This is a genomic window from Hydrogenophaga sp. GW823-FHT04C09 (assembly GCF_058796355.1).
The window spans coordinates 386,152-405,861 of the sequence record NZ_JBXAIO010000003.1 but is presented as its reverse complement, the minus strand read 5'-3'; the positions used below and the strand labels follow the sequence as shown (position 1 = coordinate 405,861).

The following is a 19,710-nucleotide window of genomic DNA, read 5'->3' as shown; positions in this document are numbered from 1 at the left end:
GGCCGCGGGGTATTGGCGTGGCGTGCCCGGGGCCCGCCTGCGTGCGGGGAAAAGGGGTGGTGGGAGAGGGCGCGGCGTCTATGGCCTAATAGCGGCTTTTGCAATCTCTCTCAGGAACCAGCCATGGGCAACAAAATCGTCACCGAAGCCGACCGCAAAGCCACTCCCCGTCCGAAGCCCGTCGCTGGCGTCACCCTGACCACGCCCGGCCGTGGCCAGCGCGTGAGCCTGGAGCGCGGCGTGGCCACGCGCAGCAAGAAGAACCCGGGCAAGCGCTCGAAGAAGGGCGGCTGATCGCCTCCTGGCCCACGCGGCCAGGCCCTCATGCAAAAGGCCCGCATCGCGGGCCTTTTTGTTTTCTATTGCGCTGCAGACGGCAAACCCCTGAATTCGTATCCGTATCGGGTCTTCCGATAAGTGATCACATTGGCGTTGACCTCTTCACGAAGGATGGACAGGACGTCCTCCCGCGGCATGCCCGGTACCACCAGATAGCGGCGCGTGGGAAGGCGGGCCTCTCGCTCCACCGCAACGCCATGAACGACCAACTGGCCGATGGATGTGTATAGCGCCTGAAGCCTTGTCGATGTCTTGACCTCGAACAAGTCGATGGCGCTGCCCGAAGTAAACGCGAGATCCACAAATCCTGAATTTTTGACCGCACAGCCTTCTCCCACCTTCCGGGAAAGTTCGTCCACGATCGCCCCGTGAGTCACATCCCTCGTCCCTTTGGCAACGGCCTTTCGCTTTCCTCGCCCGCTGTGCTCCTTGGCGTACTTGTGCAGCTTTCCCAGGGCCGCTTGCGCGCGCTTTGATGGTTTGCCGATGGCGTTTGCCGATGGGGCAAGGCGGTTCTCGTGCACTGCATCCGCGACATTTCGCGCTTTCTTGGCAAAGGCCCATAGGTCGCGAATGAGAGAGGCACCATCCAGGCGGGTGAGAAGGATGATCTCTTGTTCACGGCGATAGCCTGCCGCCATGACGGTTTGACCTTCGAACCCCTTGAGCACAGGCGCAATCTTCAGCGCGGTTACGCGGGTCATCTTCCCGGTGTGGCCAATCCAGACGCGGCCGCGTTCGTCTTCCAGGAAGACGCCGCCGTTGCTCATGTGAAACGTGCCGAGAGGAAAGTTCACCTGCACAGCGATGTTCATGGAGTCGCTGCTGCCAGGTTCGCCAAACAACAGGAAGTTGCGGTACTTGGTCCCACTTTCCCTGCGAGGTGACCATGCGCGGGCGGGGATTCCGCTCCTGGGTTGGAACATGACGTCGCCCGTTGGCGGTGCCGGATGGCGCTTCTTGCTGCTTCCCTTGGGCCAATTCACTTTACGGGATTCCCGCTCGGTAAAGGCCGCCTTCAGCTTTTTCTCGAGTTTTAGCCCCAGCGTCTCTACTTGCGCGATGTCTGAAATGATTCTGTACACGCGTGCCCTTTCAATGTGGATACCGCCGACGCCTGGATCCTACGGACGGTAAAACAGGTCTTTGGATCTCCAGCGCACTGAGCTGCCGAGTACGTGATGTTTTCCCTTTTTTTCAATGTGGCTATTTAAGATGCCAAAACAAATATTGCCTAGGCATGTATATTCGCGGCATGCCTCGCACCACCCCGACCCCCGCCTTCTACGACGGACACAACTTCACGCCCGACCAGAGCGTGGGTTACCTCATGAAGCGCGTGATGATGTCCATCGTCTACCAGGCCGACAAGCGCCTGTGCCTGCACGACCTCACCACCGCGCAGTGGGGGCCGCTGATGAAGCTGCGCATGCAGGGCACGGCCACCGTGGCCGAGCTCGCGCGCTGGTCGCAGATCGACGCCGGAGCCATGACGCGCCTGCTCGACCGCCTGGAGAAGAAAGGCCTGTGCACGCGCGTGCGCTCCACCGAAGACCGCCGCGTGGTGGTGGTGGAGCTCACGCCCGAGGGCAAGGCCGCCATGGAACACGTGCCCGAGGTGCTGGCCGATGTGATGAACCAGCACCTCGCCGGTTTCAGCAAGACCGAGTGGCAGGCGCTGCTGGGTTACCTGCGCCGCATGGTCGAGACGGGCGAGGCACTGAAGGACTCCGGTTGACGGACCGTTCGTGAAAATTCCCGCCTCATCGACTTGTTGACCCCATTACTTGCCTAAGCAAATGAAGCCCCATCAAATATTCCCCGCACGCCGCACGGTGGCCGCCCTGAGCACCCTGGCCCTGGCCGCCGTGCTCGCGGCCTGCGCCAGCAGCGCGGGCATTCAATCGCAATCCACGGTGCTGGAACCGCAGGCCGTGGGCCTGGCGCAGCCCGCCGGCAGCGGCGCGGCCACCGCCGAACTGGTGCCCGCCGACTGGTGGCGCGGCTGGGGCGATGTGTCCCTGACCCAGGTGATCGACCAGGCCCTGCAGGCCCAGCCTTCGCTGAAGGTGGCGCAGGCCCGCCTGCGGCGCGCCCAGGCCGCCACGGCCGGCGAAGAGGCCAACGACGGCCTGAAGATCAACGGCAGTGCCGACGCCACGCGCCAGCACTTCAGCGCCAACAGCATCTACCCGGCGCCGCTGGGCGGCTCCACGCGCACGCTGGCGAACGCGCAGATCGCCGGCAGCTGGGAGTTCGACTTCTTCGGCCTGCACCGCTCCGCGATCGAAGCCGCCGTGGGCAGCGAGCGCGCCGCCGCCGCCGACCTGCAGGCCGCGCGCAACGTGCTGGCCAGCAACGTGGCGCAGACCTATGTGCAGCTCGGCCGCCTGCTCGCGCAGCGCGAGGTGGCGCAGCAGGCCCTGACCCAGCGCGAGCAGATGCTGGGCCTGATCCGCCAGCGCGTGGACGCCGGGCTGGACACGCGCGTGGAGCTCAAGCAGGGCGAGGGTGCGCTGCCCGACGCGCGCGTGCAGATCGAGCAGCTGGACGAACAGATCGTGGCCACGCGCCACGCCCTGGCCGCGCTCGCGGCCCTGCCGCCGGCCAGCTACGACCAGTTGAAACCCGACCTGCAGGCCCTGCGCACCCTGGTGCTGCCCGAGGTGCTGCCGGCCGACCTGCTGGGCCGCCGCCCCGACATCACCGCCGCGCGCTGGCGCATGGAGGCGGCCACCAAGGGCGTGGACGTGTCCAAGGCGCAGTTCTATCCCAACGTGAGCCTCACCGCCTTCGTGGGCCTGTCCAGCATCGGGCTGGACCGCCTGGTGGACTCGGGCAGCCAGCACTACGGCATCGGCCCCGCGATCCACCTGCCGATCTTCGACGCCGGCCGCCTGCGCGCGCAGCTGCGCACCCGCACGGCCGACCTCGACGCCGCGGTGGAGAGCTACAACGGCGCGGTGCTCGAAGCCGTGCGCGAGACCGCCGACCAGCTCAACGCCCGCCAGTCGCTGGAGCGCCAGCGCGAGCAGCAGGCGCAGGCGCGCAGCGCCGCCGAGGCCGCTTACGACATCGCCACCCAGCGCTACCGCGCGGGCCTGAGCGGTTACCTCACCGTGCTCAGCGCCGAGACCTCGCTGTTCAGCCAGCGGCGCCAGACCGTGGACCTGCAGGCGCGGGCCCTGTCCACCCAGGTGGCGCTGGTGCGCGCCCTGGGCGGCGGCTTCGCGCCCGACACCCCGGCCTCGCACTGACTTCCTTTTTCATCTTGCTCACCGACCAACGGAGCCCCTCATGACCACCCCTTCCGACACCACCGCACCGCAAGGCAACCCCGCCCGCAAGAAAGCCCTGACCGCCGTGAGCGCGGTCGTGCTCGCCGCCGGCCTGGGTTACGCCGCCTACTGGGCCCTGGTGCTCAACCACTACGAGACCACCGACAACGCCTATGTGCAGGGCAACGTGGTGCAGATCACGCCGCAGGTGGCGGGCACCGTGGTGGCGATCAGCGCCAACGACAACGACCACGTGCAGGCCGGCCAGTGGCTGGTGCGCCTGGACCCGACGGACGCGAAGATCGCGCTCGAACAGGCCGAGGCCCAGCTCGCGCAGACGGTGCGCGAGGTGCGCACGCTGTACGCCAACAACCGCACCCAGGGCGCGCAGATCGCCCTGCGCGAAGCCGACCTGGCGCGCGCGCAGGCCGACCTGCAGCGCCTGCAGGACGACGTGGCGCGGCGCCAGCCGCTGGTGGCCTCGGGTGCCGTCGGCCAGGAAGAATTCAAGCACGCCACGGCGCAGCTCGCCGCCGCGCGCAGCGCCACCGAGGCGGCCCGCGCGGCCGTGCTCGCCGCGAAGGAACAGCTGGCCTCGAACCAGACGCTGACCGAAGGCATCGCGGTCGACCAGCACCCCAGCGTGCTGCGCGCGTCGGCCCGCGTGCGCGAGGCCTATGTGGCGCTCAAGCGCGTCGAATTGCAGGCGCCGGTGGCCGGCTACGTGGCCCGCCGCAACGTGCAGCTGGGCCAGCGCGTGCCGGCCGGTTCGCCGCTGCTGTCGGTGATCGCGCTCGACCAGGTCTGGGTGGACGCCAACTTCAAGGAAAGCCAGCTCAAGAACCTGCGGCTGGGCCAGCCGGTGGAACTCAGCGCCGACGTGTACGGCAAGAACGTGACCTACCACGGCACCATCGAGGGCCTGGGCGCGGGCACCGGCGCGGCCTTCGCGCTGCTGCCGGCGCAGAACGCCACCGGCAACTGGATCAAGGTGGTGCAGCGCGTGCCGGTGCGCGTGCGCCTGGACGCCAAGGAACTGGTGGACCACCCGCTGCGCCTGGGCCTGTCGATGGAAGCGCGCGTGGACGTGAGCAAGACCGACGGCCGCATGCTGGCCGATGCGGCCGCCGCGCCGCAGGAGGTGCAGACCGCCGTGTTCGAACAGGACAACCGCGAAGCCGACACGCGCGTGCAGCAGATCATCGGCCAGCATGGTGGTGGTGGGTCGCGCACGGCGGCCGCCACGCGGGCGCCCGCCGCCCCCGCCGCGCCGGCCCTGCCGGCCGCCCCGGTGAGCACGGGCTCGGTGGCCCTGGCCCGTTGAACCGGCGCTGACCGCCATGGCCGACAGCCACGCCCTTCCCGCCTCGGGGGCCTTGCCCGCCGAGGCCCCACCGCCGGCGCCCGCGCCGAGCGCCTCGCCACCGGTGTTCGAGCCCCTCAAGGGCGCGCAGCTGGTGCTGGGCACGCTCGCGCTGTCGCTGGCCACGTTCATGAACGTGCTCGACACCTCGATCGCCAACGTGTCCATTCCCGCGATCGCGGGCGACATGGGCGTGAGCCCGGCGCAGGGCACCTGGGTCATCACCTCGTTCGCGGTGGCCAACGCCATCTCGGTGCCGCTCACCGGCTGGCTCACGCAGCGCTTCGGGCAGGTGCGCCTGTTCACCATGAGCGTGCTGCTGTTCGTGATCGCCTCCTGGCTGTGTGGCCTGGCACCCAACATCGGCCTGCTGATCGCGTTCCGCGTGCTGCAGGGCCTGGTCGCCGGCCCGATGATTCCGTTGTCGCAGACCCTGCTGCTGGCGAGCTACCCGCGCGCCAAGGCGGGCACCGCCATGGCCATGTGGGCCATGACCGTGCTGGTCGCGCCCGTGGCCGGGCCGCTGCTGGGCGGCTGGATCACCGACAACATCTCCTGGCCCTGGATCTTCTACATCAACATCCCGGTGGGCCTGGTGGCCGCCGCGCTCACCTGGTCCATCTACCGCAGCCGCGACCCCGGCCCGCGCCGCGTGCCGCTGGACGTGATCGGTCTGGTGCTGCTGGTGCTGTTCGTCGGCGCGATGCAGATCATGATCGACATGGGCAAGGAGCTGGACTGGTTCGAGTCGGGCGAGATCATCGCGCTGGCCGTCGTCGCGGTGGTGAGCTTCCTGTTCTTCCTGGCCTGGGAGCTGACCGACAAGCACCCCATCGTGGAGATCCGCCTGTTCGCGCGGCGCAACTTCGTCACCGGCACGCTCGCGCTGTCCATCGCCTACGGCCTGTTCTTCGGCAACGTGGTGCTGCTACCCTTGTGGCTGCAGCAGCACATGGGCTACACGGCCACCTGGGCCGGCCTGGCGACGGCGCCGGTGGGCCTGCTGGCCATCGTGCTCTCGCCCTGGGTGGGCAAGAACGTGAGCCGCATCGACCCGCGCAAGCTCGCCACCGTGGCCTTCCTCGGCTTTGGCGCGGTGCTGTGGATGCGCTCGAACTTCAACACCCAGGCCGACTTCATGACCATCCTGATCCCCACGCTGTTGCAGGGGGCGGCCATGGCGTTCTTCTTCATTCCGCTGCAGGCCATCGTGTTCTCGGGCCTGCAGCCGCAGCAGACGCCGTCGGCCGCGGGTCTGTCCAACTTCGTGCGCATCACGGCGGGCGCGGTGGGCACCTCGCTGTTCACCACGCTGTGGGAAAGCCGGGCCTCGCTGCACCACGCGCAGCTAGTGGAGTCGATCCACACCGGCAACGCCACCGCCATGGCCACGCTGGACCAGCTCATGGGCAGCGGCATGAGCCGCGAACAGGCGCTGACCACGATCGACCGCCTGATCAACCAGCAGGCCTTCACGCTGGCCGTGACCGACCTGTTCTACCTTTCGGCGGCGCTGTTCTTCGTGCTGGTGGCGGTGATCTGGTTCTCCAAGCCGGTGCTCGGCGGCTCCGTGGACGCGGGCGGCGCGCACTGAGCGCCGCAGCAACTTAGCGCGTGAAGCTCAGGAAGCGGCCCTTGTAGGCCTCGCCGTCTTCCAGCAGCCGGTCGGCCGCCTGCATGCTCAGCGTGAAGCCCAGCGCGGCCATGTCGCGGCCGAAGGCCGCGCGGTTGCCACGGTCGGGGTCCACGATGATCACCACCGCCTGGGGCGCGGCGTGGCGGAAGATGAAGGCCGCGAGCTGCGCCGGCTGCTGGCGCTCGTAGAGCAGGTCGCTGCCCACGATGAGGTCGAAGCGGCCCAGGGCCGGGTTGTCGGTGGCGGCGGTGCTTTCCCAGTTGCCGGCCTGGTAGGGCATGGGGCCCAGGCCGTTGAGGGCCAGGTTGTGCCGCAGGAATTCTTCGGTCAGCGGGTGCCAGTCGCTCACCGTCACGTCGCCGCCGCGCCGGTGCATCACCAGGCTGGCCAGCGCCAGGCCCGCGCCGATTTCCAGCACGCGCAATCCCGCGATGGGGTGCGTGAGCATGGCCAGCGCGAGCACGCGCGAGGAGGGCCACACCTGCCCGAAATGCGACCAGCCCGCCGGCGGCAGGCCGATGTCGGCCGCGTGGTGCTGGGTGTCGGTGTACTGCTGGTCGTCGAGCAGCCGACGGATGTGCCAGTCTTCGCCGCCGAGGCTGAGGGTCTCGGTCCGGACTTGGTAGCCTGGCATGGGAGCTTTCGTGGAGGGTGTGGCCCACGGTACCATGCCCGGGCACCCGGCGGGTGGTGCGTTTGCGGGAGTGTTCACATGGGCTGGTTTTCCAAGAGCAAGGACGGCTTCTTCCTCAGCACCACCACGCCGGAAGGCGTGGAGCGGTCGCAGTACCTGGGCATCGTGCACGGCGAGGCCATCATCGGCGCCAACATCTTCCGCGACCTGTTCTCTTCGGTGCGCGATGTGGTGGGCGGGCGGGCCGGTGGCTACGAGCGCGCCCTCTCGGGCGCGCGCGACGCCGCCATGGAAGACCTCATGGAATCGGCGCGCGAGATGGGCGCCACCGGCGTGATCGGCATCGACTTCGATTACGAGGTGCTCGGCGAGACCAACGGAATGATGATGGTCGCCGTGAGCGGCACGGCGGTGAAGCTCTAGGCGTCGATCTGCATCGCCGGCCGGGCCTGCACCTTGCCCAGCCAGGCCGCGACGTGCGGGTGCGAGCCCACCGGCGCGCCGATGTAGGCGCTGTAGCCGATCACCGAGCCCACGATCAGGTCCACCAGCGAATAGGCGGCGCCGAGCATCCAGGGCTGGGCCGCCAGGCGCGCGTCCAGCAGCGCGAGCAACTGGTCCAGCCCCTTGTGCGCCGACGTGCCGTGGGCGTCGTCGGGCGTGCCCATGTCGCGCGCGGCCTGCAGGCGCACCAGCTGCGCGCCGTAGGTCACGTAGGACCAGGTGCTCCACGCCATCGCCTGCAGGCGCTCGGGCGTGCCCTCGGCCGGCCACAGGCCCTTCTTCACGCCATAGGTCTCGCCCAGCCACATCTCGATCGCCAGCGCCTCGAACAGGGGCGCGCCGTCCACCGTCATGGTGGGCACCTTGCCGTTGGGGTTGAGGGCCAGGTAGTCGGGGCGGCGCTGCTCGCCTTTCGTGATGTCGATCTTCACGCGGTCGTGTTTCACGCCCAGTTCGGCGAGGGCGCAGGCGACCGGGGTGGCGCTGGACATGGGGTGCCAGTAGAGAACGATCTGGGACATGGTGGACTCCTGAAAGGGGGTTGAAGCATCGGCCCGACACCGCGTCGGGCACGTGCCTGCAATGTCGCGCCTATTGAGGACAGATTCGGCCCTCGATTCGAGGTAGAGTGGCGCCATGCTTTCGTCGTCCTCACGGCTGCTGCGCGTGTTGTCCCTGCTGCAGACCCGCAGCCACTGGGCGGGCACCGAGCTGGCCGAGCGGCTGGAGGTGCATCCGCGCACGCTGCGGCGCGACATCGACCGCCTGCGCCAGCTCGGCTACCCCATCCACGCCAGCAGCGGCGTGGCGGGCGGGTACGCGTTTCGCGCGGGCCAGTCGCTGCCGCCGCTGCTGCTGGACGACGAAGAGGCGCTGGCCGTGGCCATCGCGCTGCAGGTCGCCGCCTCGGGCACCGTGAGCGGGGTGGAAGAGAGCTCGCTGCGCGCCCTGGTGAAGCTGGAGCAGGTGATGCCCACCCGGCTGCGCCGCCGCACCGGCGCGCTGCGCTCGGCCATCGTGCCCTTGCAGCGCGGCGGCCCGACCATCGATGCGGGCGTGCTGGCGCTGCTGGCCGTCGCCTGCCGCGACCAGCTGCAGGTGGGCTTCCACTACCGCGACATGCGGGGCCAGAGCAGCGTGCGCACGGTGGAGCCGCAAGGCCTGGTGCACACCGGCAGCCGCTGGTACCTGGTGGCCTGGGACCCCGCGCGCGACGACTGGCGCACCTTCCGCATCGACCGCGTGGAAGGCGCGCCGAGCACCGGCGCGCACTTCACGCCACGGGCCGCGCCGGCGGGCGACCTGCGCGCCTATGTCTCGGGCACGCTGGCGGGGGTGCAGCACGGCGACGAGGCGCGCGTGGTGCTGCACCGGCCCCGCGAGGCGATGGCGCGCATCATCCCGGCCTCGGCCGCCACGCTGGAGGCCATCGACGACACGCGCTGTCTCATGCGGTGTGGCGCCGGCCAACTGGATTCACTGGACTCGCTGGCCTACTGGCTCATGGCGATGGACGTGGACTTCGACGTGCTGGAGCCGCCCGCGCTCAAGGAGCGGCTGCGCGCGGCCGGCGAGCGCCTGGCGCGCAACCTGGCCCGCGCGGGCCGCTGATTTCAGCCGCCGCGCAGCGCCTTCAGCAGCTTCTGGCCGGCGCGCCCGCTGGTTTCCTGGCCCAGGCGCTCCTGCTCGACGCGGATCGCCACGCGGCTCTTCTCGCCCAGCATGCCGTCCACCTCGCCGATGTCGTGGCCGCGCGCGATCAGCAGGGTCTGCACCTCGCGGCGCTCGGCGCGCGAGAGGCCCGGGTCGTCGGTGGGCCAGGGCGTGACGAAGGGGCCGCCGCCGCGCAGCCGGTCCGACAGGTGCGCGATCGCCAGGCCATAGCTCTCGGCCGCGTTGTAGCTGTAGATCGCATCGAAGTTGCGCAGCACCAGGAAGGCCGGCCCCTGCGGCCCGGCGGGGGTGAGCAGGCCGGCGCTGCCGCTGGCCGGCAGGGGCGAACCATCCACCCGCTTCACGCCGCGCGACACCCAGTCTTCCATGGTGCGCTTGGTGCGGCGGCCTTCGTTGCCGGCGTTGAAGCCCGAGGGCAGCTTCACCTCGAAGCCCCAGGGCTGGCCGCTCTGCCAGCCGGCCTTGGCGAGGAAGTTCGCGGTCGAGGCCAGGGCATCGGGCGTGCTGTCCATCAGGTCGGCGCGGCCGTCGCCATCGAAGTCCACCGCCAGCCGCTCGAAGGTGCTGGGCATGAATTGCGTGTGGCCGAACGCGCCGGCCCACGAACCCACCAGCCGGTTGGGTGTGATGTGCCCGGCCTGCAGGATGCGCAGCGTGGCGTAGAACTCGGTGCGGAAATAGGCCTGCCGCCGGCCGAAGCAGGACAGCGTGCCCAGCGACTGCACCAGCGGCGACTTGCCGAAGGTTTGGCCGAAGTTGCTCTCCACCCCCCACACCGCCACCACCGTGGCGGGGTCCACGCCGAAGCGCTCCTGCACCCGCTTGAGCGTCTCCGCGTGCAGCGCCAGCATGGCCTGGCCCTCGGCCACGCGCTGCTCGTCCACCAGGCCGGCGAGGTAGTCCCAGATCGCCGTGCGGAACTCGGGCTGGAAATTCAGCTTGTCGATCACGCTCATGTCGGGCACCAGGCCCAGCGTGTGCTGCGTGAAGGTCGCTTCGCTCACGCCCACCGCGCGGGCAGGGGCGCGCAGCGTGTTCAGGCAGTTCTCGAATTCCTGGGGTGCGGGCGCCGGGGTGGGGCTGGGGGCCTGTGCCAGGCCGGCGGTGGCGAACAGGGCGGTGCAGAGGGCGGCGAGCAGGGGCGGGGCGGGGCGTCGGGCTTTCATGCGCCCGATCTTAGCCACGCACCCCGCCGGGGGCCTCAGTTCAAGGCGGCATCGAGTAACAGCATGAACACGAATCCCGCCAGCAGCGTGCCCGTGGCCAGGGTTTCGAAGCCGTTGCGGTGCGTCTCGGGAATGATCTCGTGGCTCACCACGAACAGCATCGCGCCGGCCGCCAGGGCCAGGCCCAGCGGGTAGAACGCCGGCAGGCTGCCCAGCACCGCGAGGCCGAGGATGGCCCCCAGCGGCTCGGCCAGGCCGGTGAGCGCGGCCACGCCCCAGGCCTGCGCCGCGCTGCGGCCCAACGTGCGCAGCGCCATGGCCACGATCAGGCCTTCGGGCATGTTCTGCAGGCCGATGGCCAGCGCCACCGAGGCGCCGGTCTGCGCGCCCGCCGCGTCCTGCGGGCCGGCATAGGCGGCGCCCACGGCCAGGCCTTCGGGCACGTTGTGGATCAGGATGGCCAGCACCATGAGCTTGGCACTCTGCACAGCGCCGGGCGTGTGCGCGCTGGCGGCATGGCCCGGCGCGGCCGGTGGCAGCACCGCGTGTTCGTGCGGCGTGAAGCGGTCCACCGCCAGCATCAGGCCCATGCCCAGCGCCAGGCCCGCGCCACTGAGCGCGGCCGCGCCGATGCGGCCACCGAACAGCGCCTGGCCCGCATCGAGCGAGGGCAGCAACAAGGCGAAGATCGCCGCCGCCAGCATCACGCCGGCCGAGAACGACAGCAGGGCGGCTTCCTGCAGCTTGCTCACGCGCTGCACCAGGAACACCGGCAGCGCGCCCACGGCGGTGGCCACCGCGGCCAGCAGCGAGGCCTGCACGCCGGCCGCCATGGCGCTGCCGTGTTCGGCCGCGTCCCACCAGGCGCGCGTGGGCGCCCAGAAGGTGCTGAGCGAGGCCAGGCCTGCCATCACCAGCAGGCCGGTGCCCAGGGCCAGCAAGGCGTTGCGCAGGGCGTGGGGCGGCAGCGGCGGCAGTTGCTGCAGCTGGACCCAGGCGGGTCGGACTTGTCGGATCAGTTCGGCCATGGAAGCTCCCGCGTCGAATGGAATTTGACGTTTAGTTTGACAAAAACTATCGTCGCAGGCCAATCGATGTTGCCAATGAAGGGGATAGGGAGCGCCGGTACAGTCGGGCAGGATGAACTCGTCGATCACCCCCCTCGCCGAACCGCACTTCAACGAGCTTCACGCGGTGCTCGATGCGGTGGCGCGCGAAAAGCGCTTTCTCGCGCTGACGCAGGCGCCGCCCTTGGCCGAGACCATCGCCTTCTTTCGGCAGAACCTGGACCACGATCGCCCGCATTTCGTCGCGCTGATCGACGGTGCCGTGGTCGGCTGGTGCGATGTGCTGCCGGTGTTGGCCAGTCGCGGGCGCACATCGGCGTCCTGGGCATTGGCCTGTTGCCTTCGGCGAGGCACCGGGGCCTGGGCCGGCAGCTCATGGTCGCGGCCATCGACAAGGCGTGGCGCCAGGGCCTGACGCGCATCGAACTCACCGTGCGCGCGGACAACCCCAACGCGCGCACGCTCTACGAGCGCCTGGGCTTTCAGCACGAAGGCGTGCAACGGCAGGCGTTCCGGGTGGACGGCCAATTCATCGACAGCCATGCCATGGCTTTGCTGCGCCGTGCGGCCTGACCGGCTCGCTCCACCCCGGCGCGCATGGGCGCGTTGGCCGGTGCTGGTCTTGGTGCTGGCGGGCGTGTGGGGCGCCGCGTTCGCCGACCCCACGCCTGCGCCCGTGCGCGCGGAGATCGACGCCATGCTGAACCGCCTCGAAACCTCGGGCTGCCAGTTCCTGCGCAATGGCAGCTGGCACGACGGCGCGCGGGCCAAGGCGCACCTGCTGGACAAGCTCGCCTACATCGAGAAGCGGGGCACGGTGCAGAGCGCGGAGCAGTTCATCGAGCTGGCCGCGTCGCGCAGCAGCCTCTCGGGCCGGCCGTACCAGGTCCGCTGTGGCGGCCAGGCGCCAGTGGAAAGCCGCCGCTGGCTGGGCGATCAGCTCACGGCCCTTCGCGGGGCTGCGGGTGGCACCAAGCCCTGAGGCGGTGAGTGCCTCCCGCACAATGCCGGCCATGTCACCCATGCCTCCCCCCATCGCCGAGTTCTGGCAAGCCTATGTCGCGTCGACCGCCGGCGTGGACGAATCGCGTTTCTACGAGGCGTTCTACTTCGCCGACAGCGAGGCCCTGGCGGATTCACTGGCCGCCCTCGTGCTGTCCGGCACGAAGCGCGCGACGGCCTCGGCCTTCTGGACTTTCGAGGCGCAGGGCAGGCGCGCGCCGGTGCCGGGCGACCTCAGCGTCGTGACCAACTGGGCCGGTGTGCCGCAATGCGTCATCGAAACCGTGGCCGTCGACCGGGTTCCCTTCAACCAGGTCAGCGCCGAGTTCGCGGCCACGGAGGGCGAGGGCGATGGCTCGCTGACGTACTGGCGCGAAGCACATGAGCAGTTCTTCCAGCGCGAGTGCGCCTTGCATGGCCGCGCCTTCACCGAAGACCAACTGCTGGCCTGCGAGCGCTTCAAGGTGGTGTATCGGTCCTCGCCATTGAAGGACCCGTCATGACCAAGGACTTGCCTCAGGCCGTACCCGAAATCCCCGTGACCGACATGGCCGCCGCGCTCAGCTATTACGAAGAGAAGTTGGGCTTCACGGTGGATTGGGGTCGCGAGGGGGGCGGGATCGCGGGCATCTCGCAGGGACGGAGCCGCATCTTCCTCACCGACACCTCGTTTCGCGATTACTTCGGCAACCCAGCACCGGTGGTGATCTGGCTGAACCTCGACAGCAAAGAGGAAGTGGATGCCTTGCACGCGGCCTGGGTCCGCAACGGTGCCGACATCCAGCACCCGCCCGAGTCCAAGCCCTGGTCCCCGCTGCACGAATTCGTGGTGCGCGATCCGGACGGCAATGTGATCCGGGCGTTCTACAACTACTGAGCGGTTTGCTGGGTCCGCCGGTGAGGGCATGCAGCGTTACATTTGCATGAAACCTCTTTCCGGTGAGGAGATTGACGATCTTGAACGCCTTTCTCCCATCGCTTCAGTCTTTGCTTCATTTTCGATGAGTTGCACGACATGCCTGTTCCCACGTACGACAAGTTCATTGAGCCACTGCTGAGGTATCTGGCCCAGCACCCTCTGGGTGTTGATGCGAAAGTCGCTCACGAGGCCGCCGCCAACCAACTCGGATTGACCGCGGAAGATCGAGAGCAGCTTCTTCCCAGCGGCAGTCAACCGATGTACAAGAACCGCGCGGGTTGGGGCCACGACCGTTTGAAGCGTGCGGGTCTCTCCAGCAGCCCAAAGAGGGGCTTCTGGAAAGTAACCCCCGAAGGAATGGCTTTCGCGAAAGAACATGGTGACCCTTTCACACCGGAGTTGGTCGAGCAGCTGGCGATGGGGTTTGTCGGCGTGAAACTGAAGCCGCAAAGCCTTCCGGGCGCGACATCCAGTGCGTCGCTTCCTGCTTTCGCCCCGACCTCTTTTTCCGCGACCGTCAGTCCAGACGATCGTCTTGGCCAGGCGCTGACGGAGCTTCATGAAGCTGCAACCACCGAGTTGCTGGACGCTTTGGCGCAGGTCAGCCCGGCCTTTTTTGAGACGATTGTTCTGGATCTTCTGCATCGAATGGGCTATGGGGCCAGCCGTGCAGATCTCCAGCAGGTTGGCGGCAGCGGCGATGCCGGTATCGACGGCATTATTTCGCTCGACAAGCTGGGACTTGAGAAGGTGTATGTCCAGGCCAAGAGGTGGCAATCGACCGTCGGCCGACCCGACTTGCAGGCGTTCTATGGTGCCCTGGCAGGTCAGAAGGCCAAGAAGGGTGTCTTCATCACCACGTCCGGCTACACGGTGCAAGCCCGGGAGTTTGCGGGATCGGTCGATGGCATGGTGCTGATCGATGGAAACCGACTCGCGGAGCTGATGATCCAACATGAGGTGGGCATCACCGCGCGGGCGGTGAAGATACCGAAGCTGGACAGCGATTACTTTGAAGAAGAAGGCACCTGACAAGCCGCTGGCCAATCTGTCCCCTGTGTCTTGCTTCAGACCGCTGCAACGATTCTGAAAGCAAAAAAAAGCGGCGCCTCGGCGCCGCTTTTTCATTCAGGTCTGAGCCTGTCAGGTCTGAGCCGGCCGATCAGCTGAAGAACGACTTGGCCTTCTCGAACCAGCCCTTGTCGTTCGGGCTGTGCTTGTGGCCGCCCTTCTTGAACGACTCGTCGAGCTCCTTGAGCAGCTTGCGCTGGTGCTCGGTGAGCTTGATCGGCGTTTCCACCGCCACGTGGCAGTACAGGTCGCCGGGGTAGCTGCTGCGCACGCCCTTGACGCCCTTGCCGCGCAGGCGGAAGGTCTTGCCGCTTTGCGTGCCTTCGGGCAGGTCGATGGTGGCCTTGCCCGCCAGCGTGGGCACGTCGATCTCGCCACCCAGGGCGGCCACCGTCATGCTCACCGGCACCTGGCAGTGCAGGTCGTCGCCCTCGCGCTCGAAGATGTCGTGCTTGCGCAGGCGCACTTCGATGTAGAGGTCGCCCGAGGGACCGCCGTTCTGGCCAGGTTCGCCGTTGCCGGTGCTGCGGATGCGCTGGCCGTCGTCGATGCCGGCGGGGATCTTGATCTCCAGCGTCTTCTGCTTCTTGATCTTCCCCTGGCCGTGGCAGGTGGTGCAGGGCTCGGGAATGATCTTGCCCTGGCCATGGCAGGTGGGGCAGGTCTGCTGCACGCTGAAGAAGCCCTGGCGCATCTGCACCGAGCCTTGGCCGTGGCAGGTGGTGCAGGTCTTCACGCTGGTGCCGGGCTTGGCGCCGGTGCCGCTGCAGGTCTCGCAGTTGTCCCACGAGGGAATGCGGATCTGCGTTTCCTTGCCGGCGGCGGCCTCTTCGAGCGAGATTTCCATCGCGTAGGAGAGGTCGGCACCGCGGTACACCTGGCGCCCGCCGCGCTGGCCGCCGCGCGCGCCACCGAAGATGTCGCCAAAGATGTCGCCGAACGCGTCGCCAAAACCGCCGAAGCCTTCGGCGCCACCGGCACCGCCGCGCATGTTGGGGTCCACGCCCGCGTGGCCGTACTGGTCGTAGGCCGCCTTCTTCTGCGGGTCCGACAGCATCTCGTAGGCCTCCTTGGCCTCCTTGAACTTCTCTTCGGCCGCCTTGGCCGCATCACCCTGGTTGCGGTCGGGGTGGTGCTTCATCGCCAGCTTGCGATACGCCTTCTTGATCTCGTCGTCGCCGGCGTTCTTGGGCACGCCCAGCACTTCGTAAAAATCGCGTTTAGCCATGGTTTCTTGCGGTTCGTTTGGAGCACAAACGCCGCGTCAGGTTGCCCGGACGCGGCGAATGGGGTGGGAAGCGGGCCCCGATCAGCCCTTCTTCACTTCCTTGACTTCGGCATCGACCACGTCGTCGTCGTCCGGCTTGCTGCTGCCTTGCGGTGCGGCATCGGCGCCAGCACCACCCGCGGCGGCGGCGGCTTCGGCCTGCGACGCGGCGTACACCTTCTCGCCCAGCTTCTGGCTCGCGGCCATCAGGGCTTCGGTCTTGGCCTCGATGGCTTCCTTGTCCTCGCCCTTGGCGGCTTCTTCCACGTCCTTCAACGCGGCTTCGATGGCTTCCTTCTCGGCGCCTTCGAGCTTGTCGCCGTGTTCGCCCAGCGATTTCTTCACGCTGTGCACCATGGCTTCGGCCTGGTTGCGGGCCTGCACCAGCTCGACCTTCTTCTTGTCGTCGGCGGCGTTGAGCTCGGCGTCCTTCACCATCTGCTGGATCTCGTCTTCCGACAGGCCCGAGTTCGCCTTGATGGTGATCTTGTTTTCCTTGCCGGTGCCTTTGTCCTTGGCGCCCACGTGCAGGATGCCGTTGGCGTCGATGTCGAACGAGACCTCGATCTGCGGCATGCCGCGCGGCGCGCTCGGGATGCCTTCGAGGTTGAACTCACCCAGCAGCTTGTTGCCCGAGGCGATCTCGCGTTCGCCCTGGAACACCTTGATGGTCACGGCCGGCTGGTTGTCCTCGGCGGTCGAGAAGGTCTGCGCGAACTTGGTCGGGATCGTGGTGTTCTTCGTGATCATCTTGGTCATCACGCCACCCATGGTCTCGATGCCCAGGCTCAGCGGGGTCACGTCGAGCAGCAGCACGTCCTTGCGGTCACCGGAGAGCACCTGGCCCTGGATGGCGGCACCCACGGCCACGGCTTCGTCGGGGTTCACGTCCTTGCGCGGTTCCTTGCCGAAGAATTCCTTCACCTTTTCCTGCACCTTGGGCATGCGGGTCATGCCGCCGACCAGGATCACGTCGTGGATGTCGGAGACGCTGATGCCGGCGTCCTTGATGGCGGTGCGGCAGGGCGCGATGGTGCGCTCGATCAGCTCTTCCACCAGGGCTTCGAGCTTGGCGCGCGTGAGCTTGATGTTCAGGTGCTTGGGACCCGAGGCATCGGCCGTGATGTAGGGCAGGTTCAGGTCGGTCGCGGCCGAGCTGGAGAGCTCGATCTTGGCCTTCTCGGCGGCTTCCTTCAGGCGCTGCAGCGCGAGCACGTCCTTGGACAGGTCGACGCCTTGCTCTTTCTTGAACTCGCCAATGATGTAGTCGATGATGCGCTGGTCGAAGTCTTCACCGCCCAGGAAGGTGTCGCCGTTGGTGGAGAGCACCTCGAACTGCTTCTCGCCATCGACGTCGGCGATCTCGATGATGGACACGTCGAACGTGCCGCCACCCAGGTCGTACACGGCGATCTTGCGGTCGCCCTTTTCCTGCTTGTCCAGGCCGAAGGCCAGGGCCGCGGCGGTGGGCTCGTTGATGATGCGCTTGACGTCCAGGCCGGCGATGCGGCCGGCGTCCTTGGTGGCCTGGCGCTGGGCGTCGTTGAAGTACGCGGGCACCGTGATCACGGCTTCCGTGACCGGCTCGCCCAGGTAGTCCTCGGCGGTCTTCTTCATCTTGCGCAGGATGTCGGCGCTGACCTGCTGGGCCGAGATCTGCTTGCCGCGCACTTCCACCCAGGCGTCGCCGTTGTCGGCGGCCACGATGGAGTAGGGCATGAGGTTGATGTCCTTCTGGACTTCCTTCTCGGTGAACTTGCGGCCGATCAGGCGCTTGATCGCGTACAGCGTGTTCTTGGGGTTGGTGACGGCCTGGCGCTTGGCCGAGGCGCCAACCAGCACTTCGCCGTCTTCCTGGTAGGCCACGATCGACGGCGTGGTGCGCGCACCCTCGGCGTTCTCGATCACCTTGGTGTTGTTGCCTTCCATGATGGACACGCACGAGTTGGTGGTGCCCAGGTCAATGCCGATGATTCGTCCCATGTTGTTGCTCCGATGCGAAAAGTGAGGATGTTGTGAAAAACGATGTGGGGAAGGTGTGGATAACCGGTGGGTATTTCAAGCCCGCCGGGTGATCATTTGGGGGCTGCCACCGTCACCAGGGCCGGGCGCAGCACGCGGTCGGCGATGAGGTAACCCTTCTGCAGCACGCTGACCACGGTGTTGGCTTCCTGGTCGGCAGGCACCATGCTGATGGCCTGGTGCTGGTGGGGGTCGAACTTCGCGGCCCCGGTCGGGTTGATTTCCAGCACCTTGTGGCGCTCCAGCGCGCTTTTGAGCTGCTTGAGCGTGGCCTCGGTGCCTTCGCGCAGCTGTTCGCGCGTGGCTTCCTGGATGGCCAGGCCGGCTTCGAGGCTGTCGGCCACGGCCAGCAGGCTCTCGGCAAAGCTCTCCACGGCGAACTTGCGGGCCTTGCTGACCTCTTCCTCAGCGCGGCGGCGGGCGTTTTCGGCCTCGGCCTTGGCGCGCAGGAACTGGTCGGCCAGGTCGGCGTTCTGGGCCTTGAGCGTGGAGAGATCCTGGGTCAGGGCGGCGACGGCATCGGCCTGGTTGGCGGCCTCGGCGGCCAGGGCCTCTTCGGGGCTGACAGGCGCGTTCGGGTCGGGCTGGGCGGTATGGGGTGTCGTCTGGCTCATGGGTCTTTGAAGTGCGTGAAGTCAATGGCCAGGACGGCCATGCAGGGCAATTGGGGCCGACGGGCCCGGATTCAAGGGTGGGAGGTGGCACTTTGGCCACCGGTGGACGCTGCCGGCGCGAAGGCGGGCTGTCCAGGGGCGTGATTCTATGTCCCGGCGGGCAGGGGATGGGCGGCGCGCGCCTGCTGGTGTGACCATTTGCCCGCGAATTGCTGCACTTCCACCAGCCGGCGCGCCAGATCGGCGCCCTGGGTGGTGAGCCGGTAGCCGTGGCCGCTGTGGTCCACGAGGCGGGCGGCGCGCAGCTCTTTCAGGCGGGTGTTGAGCGTGTTCGGGGTGACGCCGCCCACGCTGTCCTGCAGGAGCCGGAAGGTCTGGGGGTGGCCGTCGCTCAGGGCCCAGATCACGCGCATGGCGTAGCGCGATTCCAGCAAGTCGAAGAGTTGCATCACGGCAGCGTTGTCCTTGGCACTCATGCGAGGTCTCCTGCGACGGGCCCGTCTGGTTCTCGCAATATACGGCCCGCGCTACCGGTTTGCTAGCTGCGGGAACCCCCGTTCTGTGGCGCAAAGGCCAAGGCTACGGACTTACCCGGATTGCGCGGGCGTGGCCGGGCGGCGGTAGACCTTGCGCAGCAGGCCGATGAGGGTCTGCAGCTCCTCGGCCGAGAGGCGGTCGGCCACGTCGCGCTCCAGCGCGGTGGCCGTGGCCTGGGCCTCGCGGTACAGGCGCTCGCCGGGCGCCGAGAGGTGCAGGCCCTGGGCGCGCCGGTCGGTGGGGTGGGGTTTGCGCAGGATCAGGCCGCGTTTCTGCAGGCTCTTGACCATGCCCACCAGGTTGGGCGGCAGGATGTCCAGGGCGGCGCAGATCTGGCGCGAGGTCACGCCCGGGTTGTGCGCGACCACCGAGAGCACGGAAAAGTCCACCGGCCGCATGCCGAAGGGCTCCATGCGGCGCAGGAACACGGTGATCACGGCCAGCGCGGTGCGCCGCGCGTTGTAGCCCAGCAGGGTTTCGAGGTAGCTGGTGTCGATCTCTGGCCCGGCGCTCTCCGGCGCGCTGTCCAGCGGCGCCGGGGCGGCGGGCTTGCGCGGGCCGCGCGGGCGCCGCAGGGCGTTGGCGGTGGAGAGGGCGGTTTCGGACATGGTCGCGGA

At 68.0% G+C, this 19,710-nt stretch carries 22 protein-coding genes and 1 pseudogene; 13 read left to right on the top strand and 10 right to left on the bottom strand.

Annotated features, from left to right (window positions below; translation table 11 throughout):
* Window positions 1-123: 123 nt before the first annotated feature.
* Window positions 124-294, top strand: coding sequence for a hypothetical protein (locus AC1Q9M_RS10975; RefSeq protein WP_171020127.1), 171 nt, complete (start codon window positions 124-126; stop codon window positions 292-294).
* Between the two features lie 65 nt (window positions 295-359).
* On the opposite strand, the gene AC1Q9M_RS10970 is transcribed toward AC1Q9M_RS10975, so the two are convergent.
* Entirely contained in the window at window positions 360-1,424 is a 1,065-nt protein-coding gene (locus tag AC1Q9M_RS10970; protein ID WP_492433743.1) for a hypothetical protein, read from the bottom strand.
* 170 nt (window positions 1,425-1,594) lie between these two features.
* Between AC1Q9M_RS10970 and AC1Q9M_RS10965 the strand changes: the two genes are divergently transcribed.
* The 4 genes from AC1Q9M_RS10965 to AC1Q9M_RS10950 all read left to right on the top strand — a co-directional run bounded on the left by AC1Q9M_RS10965 (window position 1,595) and on the right by AC1Q9M_RS10950 (window position 6,574).
* Complete coding sequence (locus tag AC1Q9M_RS10965) at window positions 1,595-2,077, top strand: MarR family winged helix-turn-helix transcriptional regulator (RefSeq protein ID WP_382156641.1); 483 nt, start codon at window positions 1,595-1,597, stop codon at window positions 2,075-2,077.
* Between the two features lie 61 nt (window positions 2,078-2,138).
* Window positions 2,139-3,596, top strand: coding sequence for an efflux transporter outer membrane subunit (locus AC1Q9M_RS10960; protein ID WP_444686928.1), 1,458 nt, complete (start codon window positions 2,139-2,141; stop codon window positions 3,594-3,596).
* 40 nt (window positions 3,597-3,636) lie between these two features.
* The gene (locus AC1Q9M_RS10955; protein ID WP_382320676.1) at window positions 3,637-4,941 is read left to right on the top strand and encodes an HlyD family secretion protein; all 1,305 of its coding nucleotides are present in this window, start codon (window positions 3,637-3,639) and stop codon (window positions 4,939-4,941) included.
* A 16-nt stretch (window positions 4,942-4,957) separates the two neighbouring features.
* A complete protein-coding gene (locus tag AC1Q9M_RS10950; RefSeq protein ID WP_492433740.1) occupies window positions 4,958-6,574 on the top strand; it encodes a DHA2 family efflux MFS transporter permease subunit in 1,617 nt (538 codons plus the stop codon).
* A 13-nt stretch (window positions 6,575-6,587) separates the two neighbouring features.
* Here AC1Q9M_RS10950 and AC1Q9M_RS10945 read toward each other — a convergent pair whose 3' ends face one another.
* Window positions 6,588-7,250: a class I SAM-dependent methyltransferase gene (locus AC1Q9M_RS10945; RefSeq protein ID WP_382320674.1), complete on the bottom strand. Its 663-nt coding sequence runs from the start codon at window positions 7,248-7,250 to the stop codon at window positions 6,588-6,590.
* Window positions 7,251-7,328: 78 nt separating this feature from the next.
* Here AC1Q9M_RS10945 and AC1Q9M_RS10940 point away from each other — a divergent pair, with 78 nt between their 5' ends.
* Window positions 7,329-7,673 (top strand): heavy metal-binding domain-containing protein, encoded by a 345-nt coding sequence (locus AC1Q9M_RS10940; protein WP_382156650.1) that lies wholly within the window; start codon window positions 7,329-7,331, stop codon window positions 7,671-7,673.
* Here AC1Q9M_RS10940 and AC1Q9M_RS10935 read toward each other — a convergent pair.
* Window positions 7,670-8,275 carry a glutathione S-transferase family protein gene (locus AC1Q9M_RS10935; protein WP_382156655.1) on the bottom strand — a complete coding sequence of 202 codons (606 nt, stop codon included), beginning with the start codon at window positions 8,273-8,275 and terminating at the stop codon, window positions 7,670-7,672. The genes AC1Q9M_RS10940 and AC1Q9M_RS10935 overlap by 4 nt on opposite strands.
* Before the next feature lie 115 nt (window positions 8,276-8,390).
* Here AC1Q9M_RS10935 and AC1Q9M_RS10930 point away from each other — a divergent pair, with 115 nt between their 5' ends.
* Window positions 8,391-9,365 carry a helix-turn-helix transcriptional regulator gene (locus AC1Q9M_RS10930; RefSeq protein WP_492433738.1) on the top strand — a complete coding sequence of 325 codons (975 nt, stop codon included), beginning with the start codon at window positions 8,391-8,393 and terminating at the stop codon, window positions 9,363-9,365.
* A gap of 2 nt (window positions 9,366-9,367) precedes the next feature.
* On the opposite strand, the gene AC1Q9M_RS10925 is transcribed toward AC1Q9M_RS10930, so the two are convergent.
* Window positions 9,368-10,594, bottom strand: a complete 1,227-nt coding sequence (locus tag AC1Q9M_RS10925) for a lytic murein transglycosylase (protein WP_492433736.1) — start codon at window positions 10,592-10,594, stop codon at window positions 9,368-9,370.
* Window positions 10,595-10,629: 35 nt separating this feature from the next.
* The gene (locus AC1Q9M_RS10920; protein ID WP_492433734.1) at window positions 10,630-11,622 is read right to left on the bottom strand and encodes a ZIP family metal transporter; all 993 of its coding nucleotides are present in this window, start codon (window positions 11,620-11,622) and stop codon (window positions 10,630-10,632) included.
* 112 nt (window positions 11,623-11,734) lie between these two features.
* Between AC1Q9M_RS10920 and AC1Q9M_RS10915 the strand changes: the two genes are divergently transcribed.
* From AC1Q9M_RS10915 to AC1Q9M_RS10890, 6 genes are all read left to right on the top strand, one after another.
* Window positions 11,735-12,076, top strand: a complete 342-nt coding sequence (locus tag AC1Q9M_RS10915; protein WP_492434025.1) for a GNAT family N-acetyltransferase — start codon at window positions 11,735-11,737, stop codon at window positions 12,074-12,076.
* Window positions 11,974-12,234 (top strand): GNAT family N-acetyltransferase, encoded by a 261-nt coding sequence (locus tag AC1Q9M_RS10910; RefSeq protein ID WP_492434016.1) that lies wholly within the window; start codon window positions 11,974-11,976, stop codon window positions 12,232-12,234. The genes AC1Q9M_RS10915 and AC1Q9M_RS10910 overlap by 103 nt, the downstream gene beginning before the upstream one ends.
* Window positions 12,203-12,643, top strand: coding sequence for a YfeK family protein (locus AC1Q9M_RS10905; RefSeq protein WP_492433732.1), 441 nt, complete (start codon window positions 12,203-12,205; stop codon window positions 12,641-12,643). The genes AC1Q9M_RS10910 and AC1Q9M_RS10905 overlap by 32 nt, the downstream gene beginning before the upstream one ends.
* A gap of 31 nt (window positions 12,644-12,674) precedes the next feature.
* Entirely contained in the window at window positions 12,675-13,166 is a 492-nt protein-coding gene (locus AC1Q9M_RS10900; RefSeq protein WP_382328579.1) for an ASCH domain-containing protein, read from the top strand.
* Window positions 13,163-13,540, top strand: coding sequence for a VOC family protein (locus tag AC1Q9M_RS10895; RefSeq protein ID WP_492433730.1), 378 nt, complete (start codon window positions 13,163-13,165; stop codon window positions 13,538-13,540). The genes AC1Q9M_RS10900 and AC1Q9M_RS10895 overlap by 4 nt, the downstream gene beginning before the upstream one ends.
* A 138-nt stretch (window positions 13,541-13,678) precedes the next feature.
* Window positions 13,679-14,614, top strand: coding sequence for a restriction endonuclease (locus AC1Q9M_RS10890; protein ID WP_382320663.1), 936 nt, complete (start codon window positions 13,679-13,681; stop codon window positions 14,612-14,614).
* Window positions 14,615-14,744: 130 nt separating this feature from the next.
* Here AC1Q9M_RS10890 and dnaJ read toward each other — a convergent pair whose 3' ends face one another.
* The 5 genes and pseudogenes from dnaJ to AC1Q9M_RS10865 form a co-directional block, all read right to left on the bottom strand.
* Window positions 14,745-15,881, bottom strand: coding sequence for a molecular chaperone DnaJ (gene dnaJ, locus AC1Q9M_RS10885; RefSeq protein ID WP_382156669.1), 1,137 nt, complete (start codon window positions 15,879-15,881; stop codon window positions 14,745-14,747).
* A gap of 81 nt (window positions 15,882-15,962) precedes the next feature.
* Window positions 15,963-17,918: pseudogene (gene dnaK / locus AC1Q9M_RS10880) on the bottom strand (molecular chaperone DnaK); the annotation flags it as partial.
* 77 nt (window positions 17,919-17,995) lie between these two features.
* On the bottom strand, window positions 17,996-18,556 hold the full coding sequence (gene grpE / locus AC1Q9M_RS10875; protein ID WP_382320659.1) for a nucleotide exchange factor GrpE: 561 nt from the start codon (window positions 18,554-18,556) through the stop codon (window positions 17,996-17,998).
* 146 nt (window positions 18,557-18,702) lie between these two features.
* Complete coding sequence (locus AC1Q9M_RS10870; protein WP_382156675.1) at window positions 18,703-19,032, bottom strand: winged helix-turn-helix transcriptional regulator; 330 nt, start codon at window positions 19,030-19,032, stop codon at window positions 18,703-18,705.
* Between the two features lie 111 nt (window positions 19,033-19,143).
* A complete protein-coding gene (locus AC1Q9M_RS10865; RefSeq protein WP_444686918.1) occupies window positions 19,144-19,701 on the bottom strand; it encodes a MarR family winged helix-turn-helix transcriptional regulator in 558 nt (185 codons plus the stop codon).
* Window positions 19,702-19,710 lie beyond the last annotated feature (9 nt).

Bases quoted from the DNA above. Each gene is read 5' to 3' on its own strand.
- AC1Q9M_RS10890 (WP_382320663.1), top strand. From the start codon at position 13,679: ATGCCTGTTCCCACGTACGACAAGTTCATTGAGCCACTGCTGAGGTAT.
- AC1Q9M_RS10915 (WP_492434025.1), top strand. From the start codon at position 11,735: ATGAACTCGTCGATCACCCCCCTCGCCGAACCGCACTTCAACGAGCTT.
- AC1Q9M_RS10925 (WP_492433736.1), bottom strand. From the start codon at position 10,594: ATGAAAGCCCGACGCCCCGCCCCGCCCCTGCTCGCCGCCCTCTGCACC.
- AC1Q9M_RS10950 (WP_492433740.1), top strand. From the start codon at position 4,958: ATGGCCGACAGCCACGCCCTTCCCGCCTCGGGGGCCTTGCCCGCCGAG.
- AC1Q9M_RS10920 (WP_492433734.1), bottom strand. From the start codon at position 11,622: ATGGCCGAACTGATCCGACAAGTCCGACCCGCCTGGGTCCAGCTGCAG.
- AC1Q9M_RS10960 (WP_444686928.1), top strand. From the start codon at position 2,139: ATGAAGCCCCATCAAATATTCCCCGCACGCCGCACGGTGGCCGCCCTG.
- AC1Q9M_RS10900 (WP_382328579.1), top strand. From the start codon at position 12,675: ATGTCACCCATGCCTCCCCCCATCGCCGAGTTCTGGCAAGCCTATGTC.
- AC1Q9M_RS10975 (WP_171020127.1), top strand. From the start codon at position 124: ATGGGCAACAAAATCGTCACCGAAGCCGACCGCAAAGCCACTCCCCGT.
- AC1Q9M_RS10945 (WP_382320674.1), bottom strand. From the start codon at position 7,250: ATGCCAGGCTACCAAGTCCGGACCGAGACCCTCAGCCTCGGCGGCGAA.
- AC1Q9M_RS10905 (WP_492433732.1), top strand. From the start codon at position 12,203: ATGCCATGGCTTTGCTGCGCCGTGCGGCCTGACCGGCTCGCTCCACCC.
- AC1Q9M_RS10965 (WP_382156641.1), top strand. From the start codon at position 1,595: ATGCCTCGCACCACCCCGACCCCCGCCTTCTACGACGGACACAACTTC.
- grpE (WP_382320659.1), bottom strand. From the start codon at position 18,556: ATGAGCCAGACGACACCCCATACCGCCCAGCCCGACCCGAACGCGCCT.
- AC1Q9M_RS10935 (WP_382156655.1), bottom strand. From the start codon at position 8,275: ATGTCCCAGATCGTTCTCTACTGGCACCCCATGTCCAGCGCCACCCCG.
- AC1Q9M_RS10930 (WP_492433738.1), top strand. From the start codon at position 8,391: ATGCTTTCGTCGTCCTCACGGCTGCTGCGCGTGTTGTCCCTGCTGCAG.
- AC1Q9M_RS10870 (WP_382156675.1), bottom strand. From the start codon at position 19,032: ATGAGTGCCAAGGACAACGCTGCCGTGATGCAACTCTTCGACTTGCTG.
- AC1Q9M_RS10955 (WP_382320676.1), top strand. From the start codon at position 3,637: ATGACCACCCCTTCCGACACCACCGCACCGCAAGGCAACCCCGCCCGC.
- dnaJ (WP_382156669.1), bottom strand. From the start codon at position 15,881: ATGGCTAAACGCGATTTTTACGAAGTGCTGGGCGTGCCCAAGAACGCC.
- AC1Q9M_RS10940 (WP_382156650.1), top strand. From the start codon at position 7,329: ATGGGCTGGTTTTCCAAGAGCAAGGACGGCTTCTTCCTCAGCACCACC.
- AC1Q9M_RS10865 (WP_444686918.1), bottom strand. From the start codon at position 19,701: ATGTCCGAAACCGCCCTCTCCACCGCCAACGCCCTGCGGCGCCCGCGC.
- AC1Q9M_RS10895 (WP_492433730.1), top strand. From the start codon at position 13,163: ATGACCAAGGACTTGCCTCAGGCCGTACCCGAAATCCCCGTGACCGAC.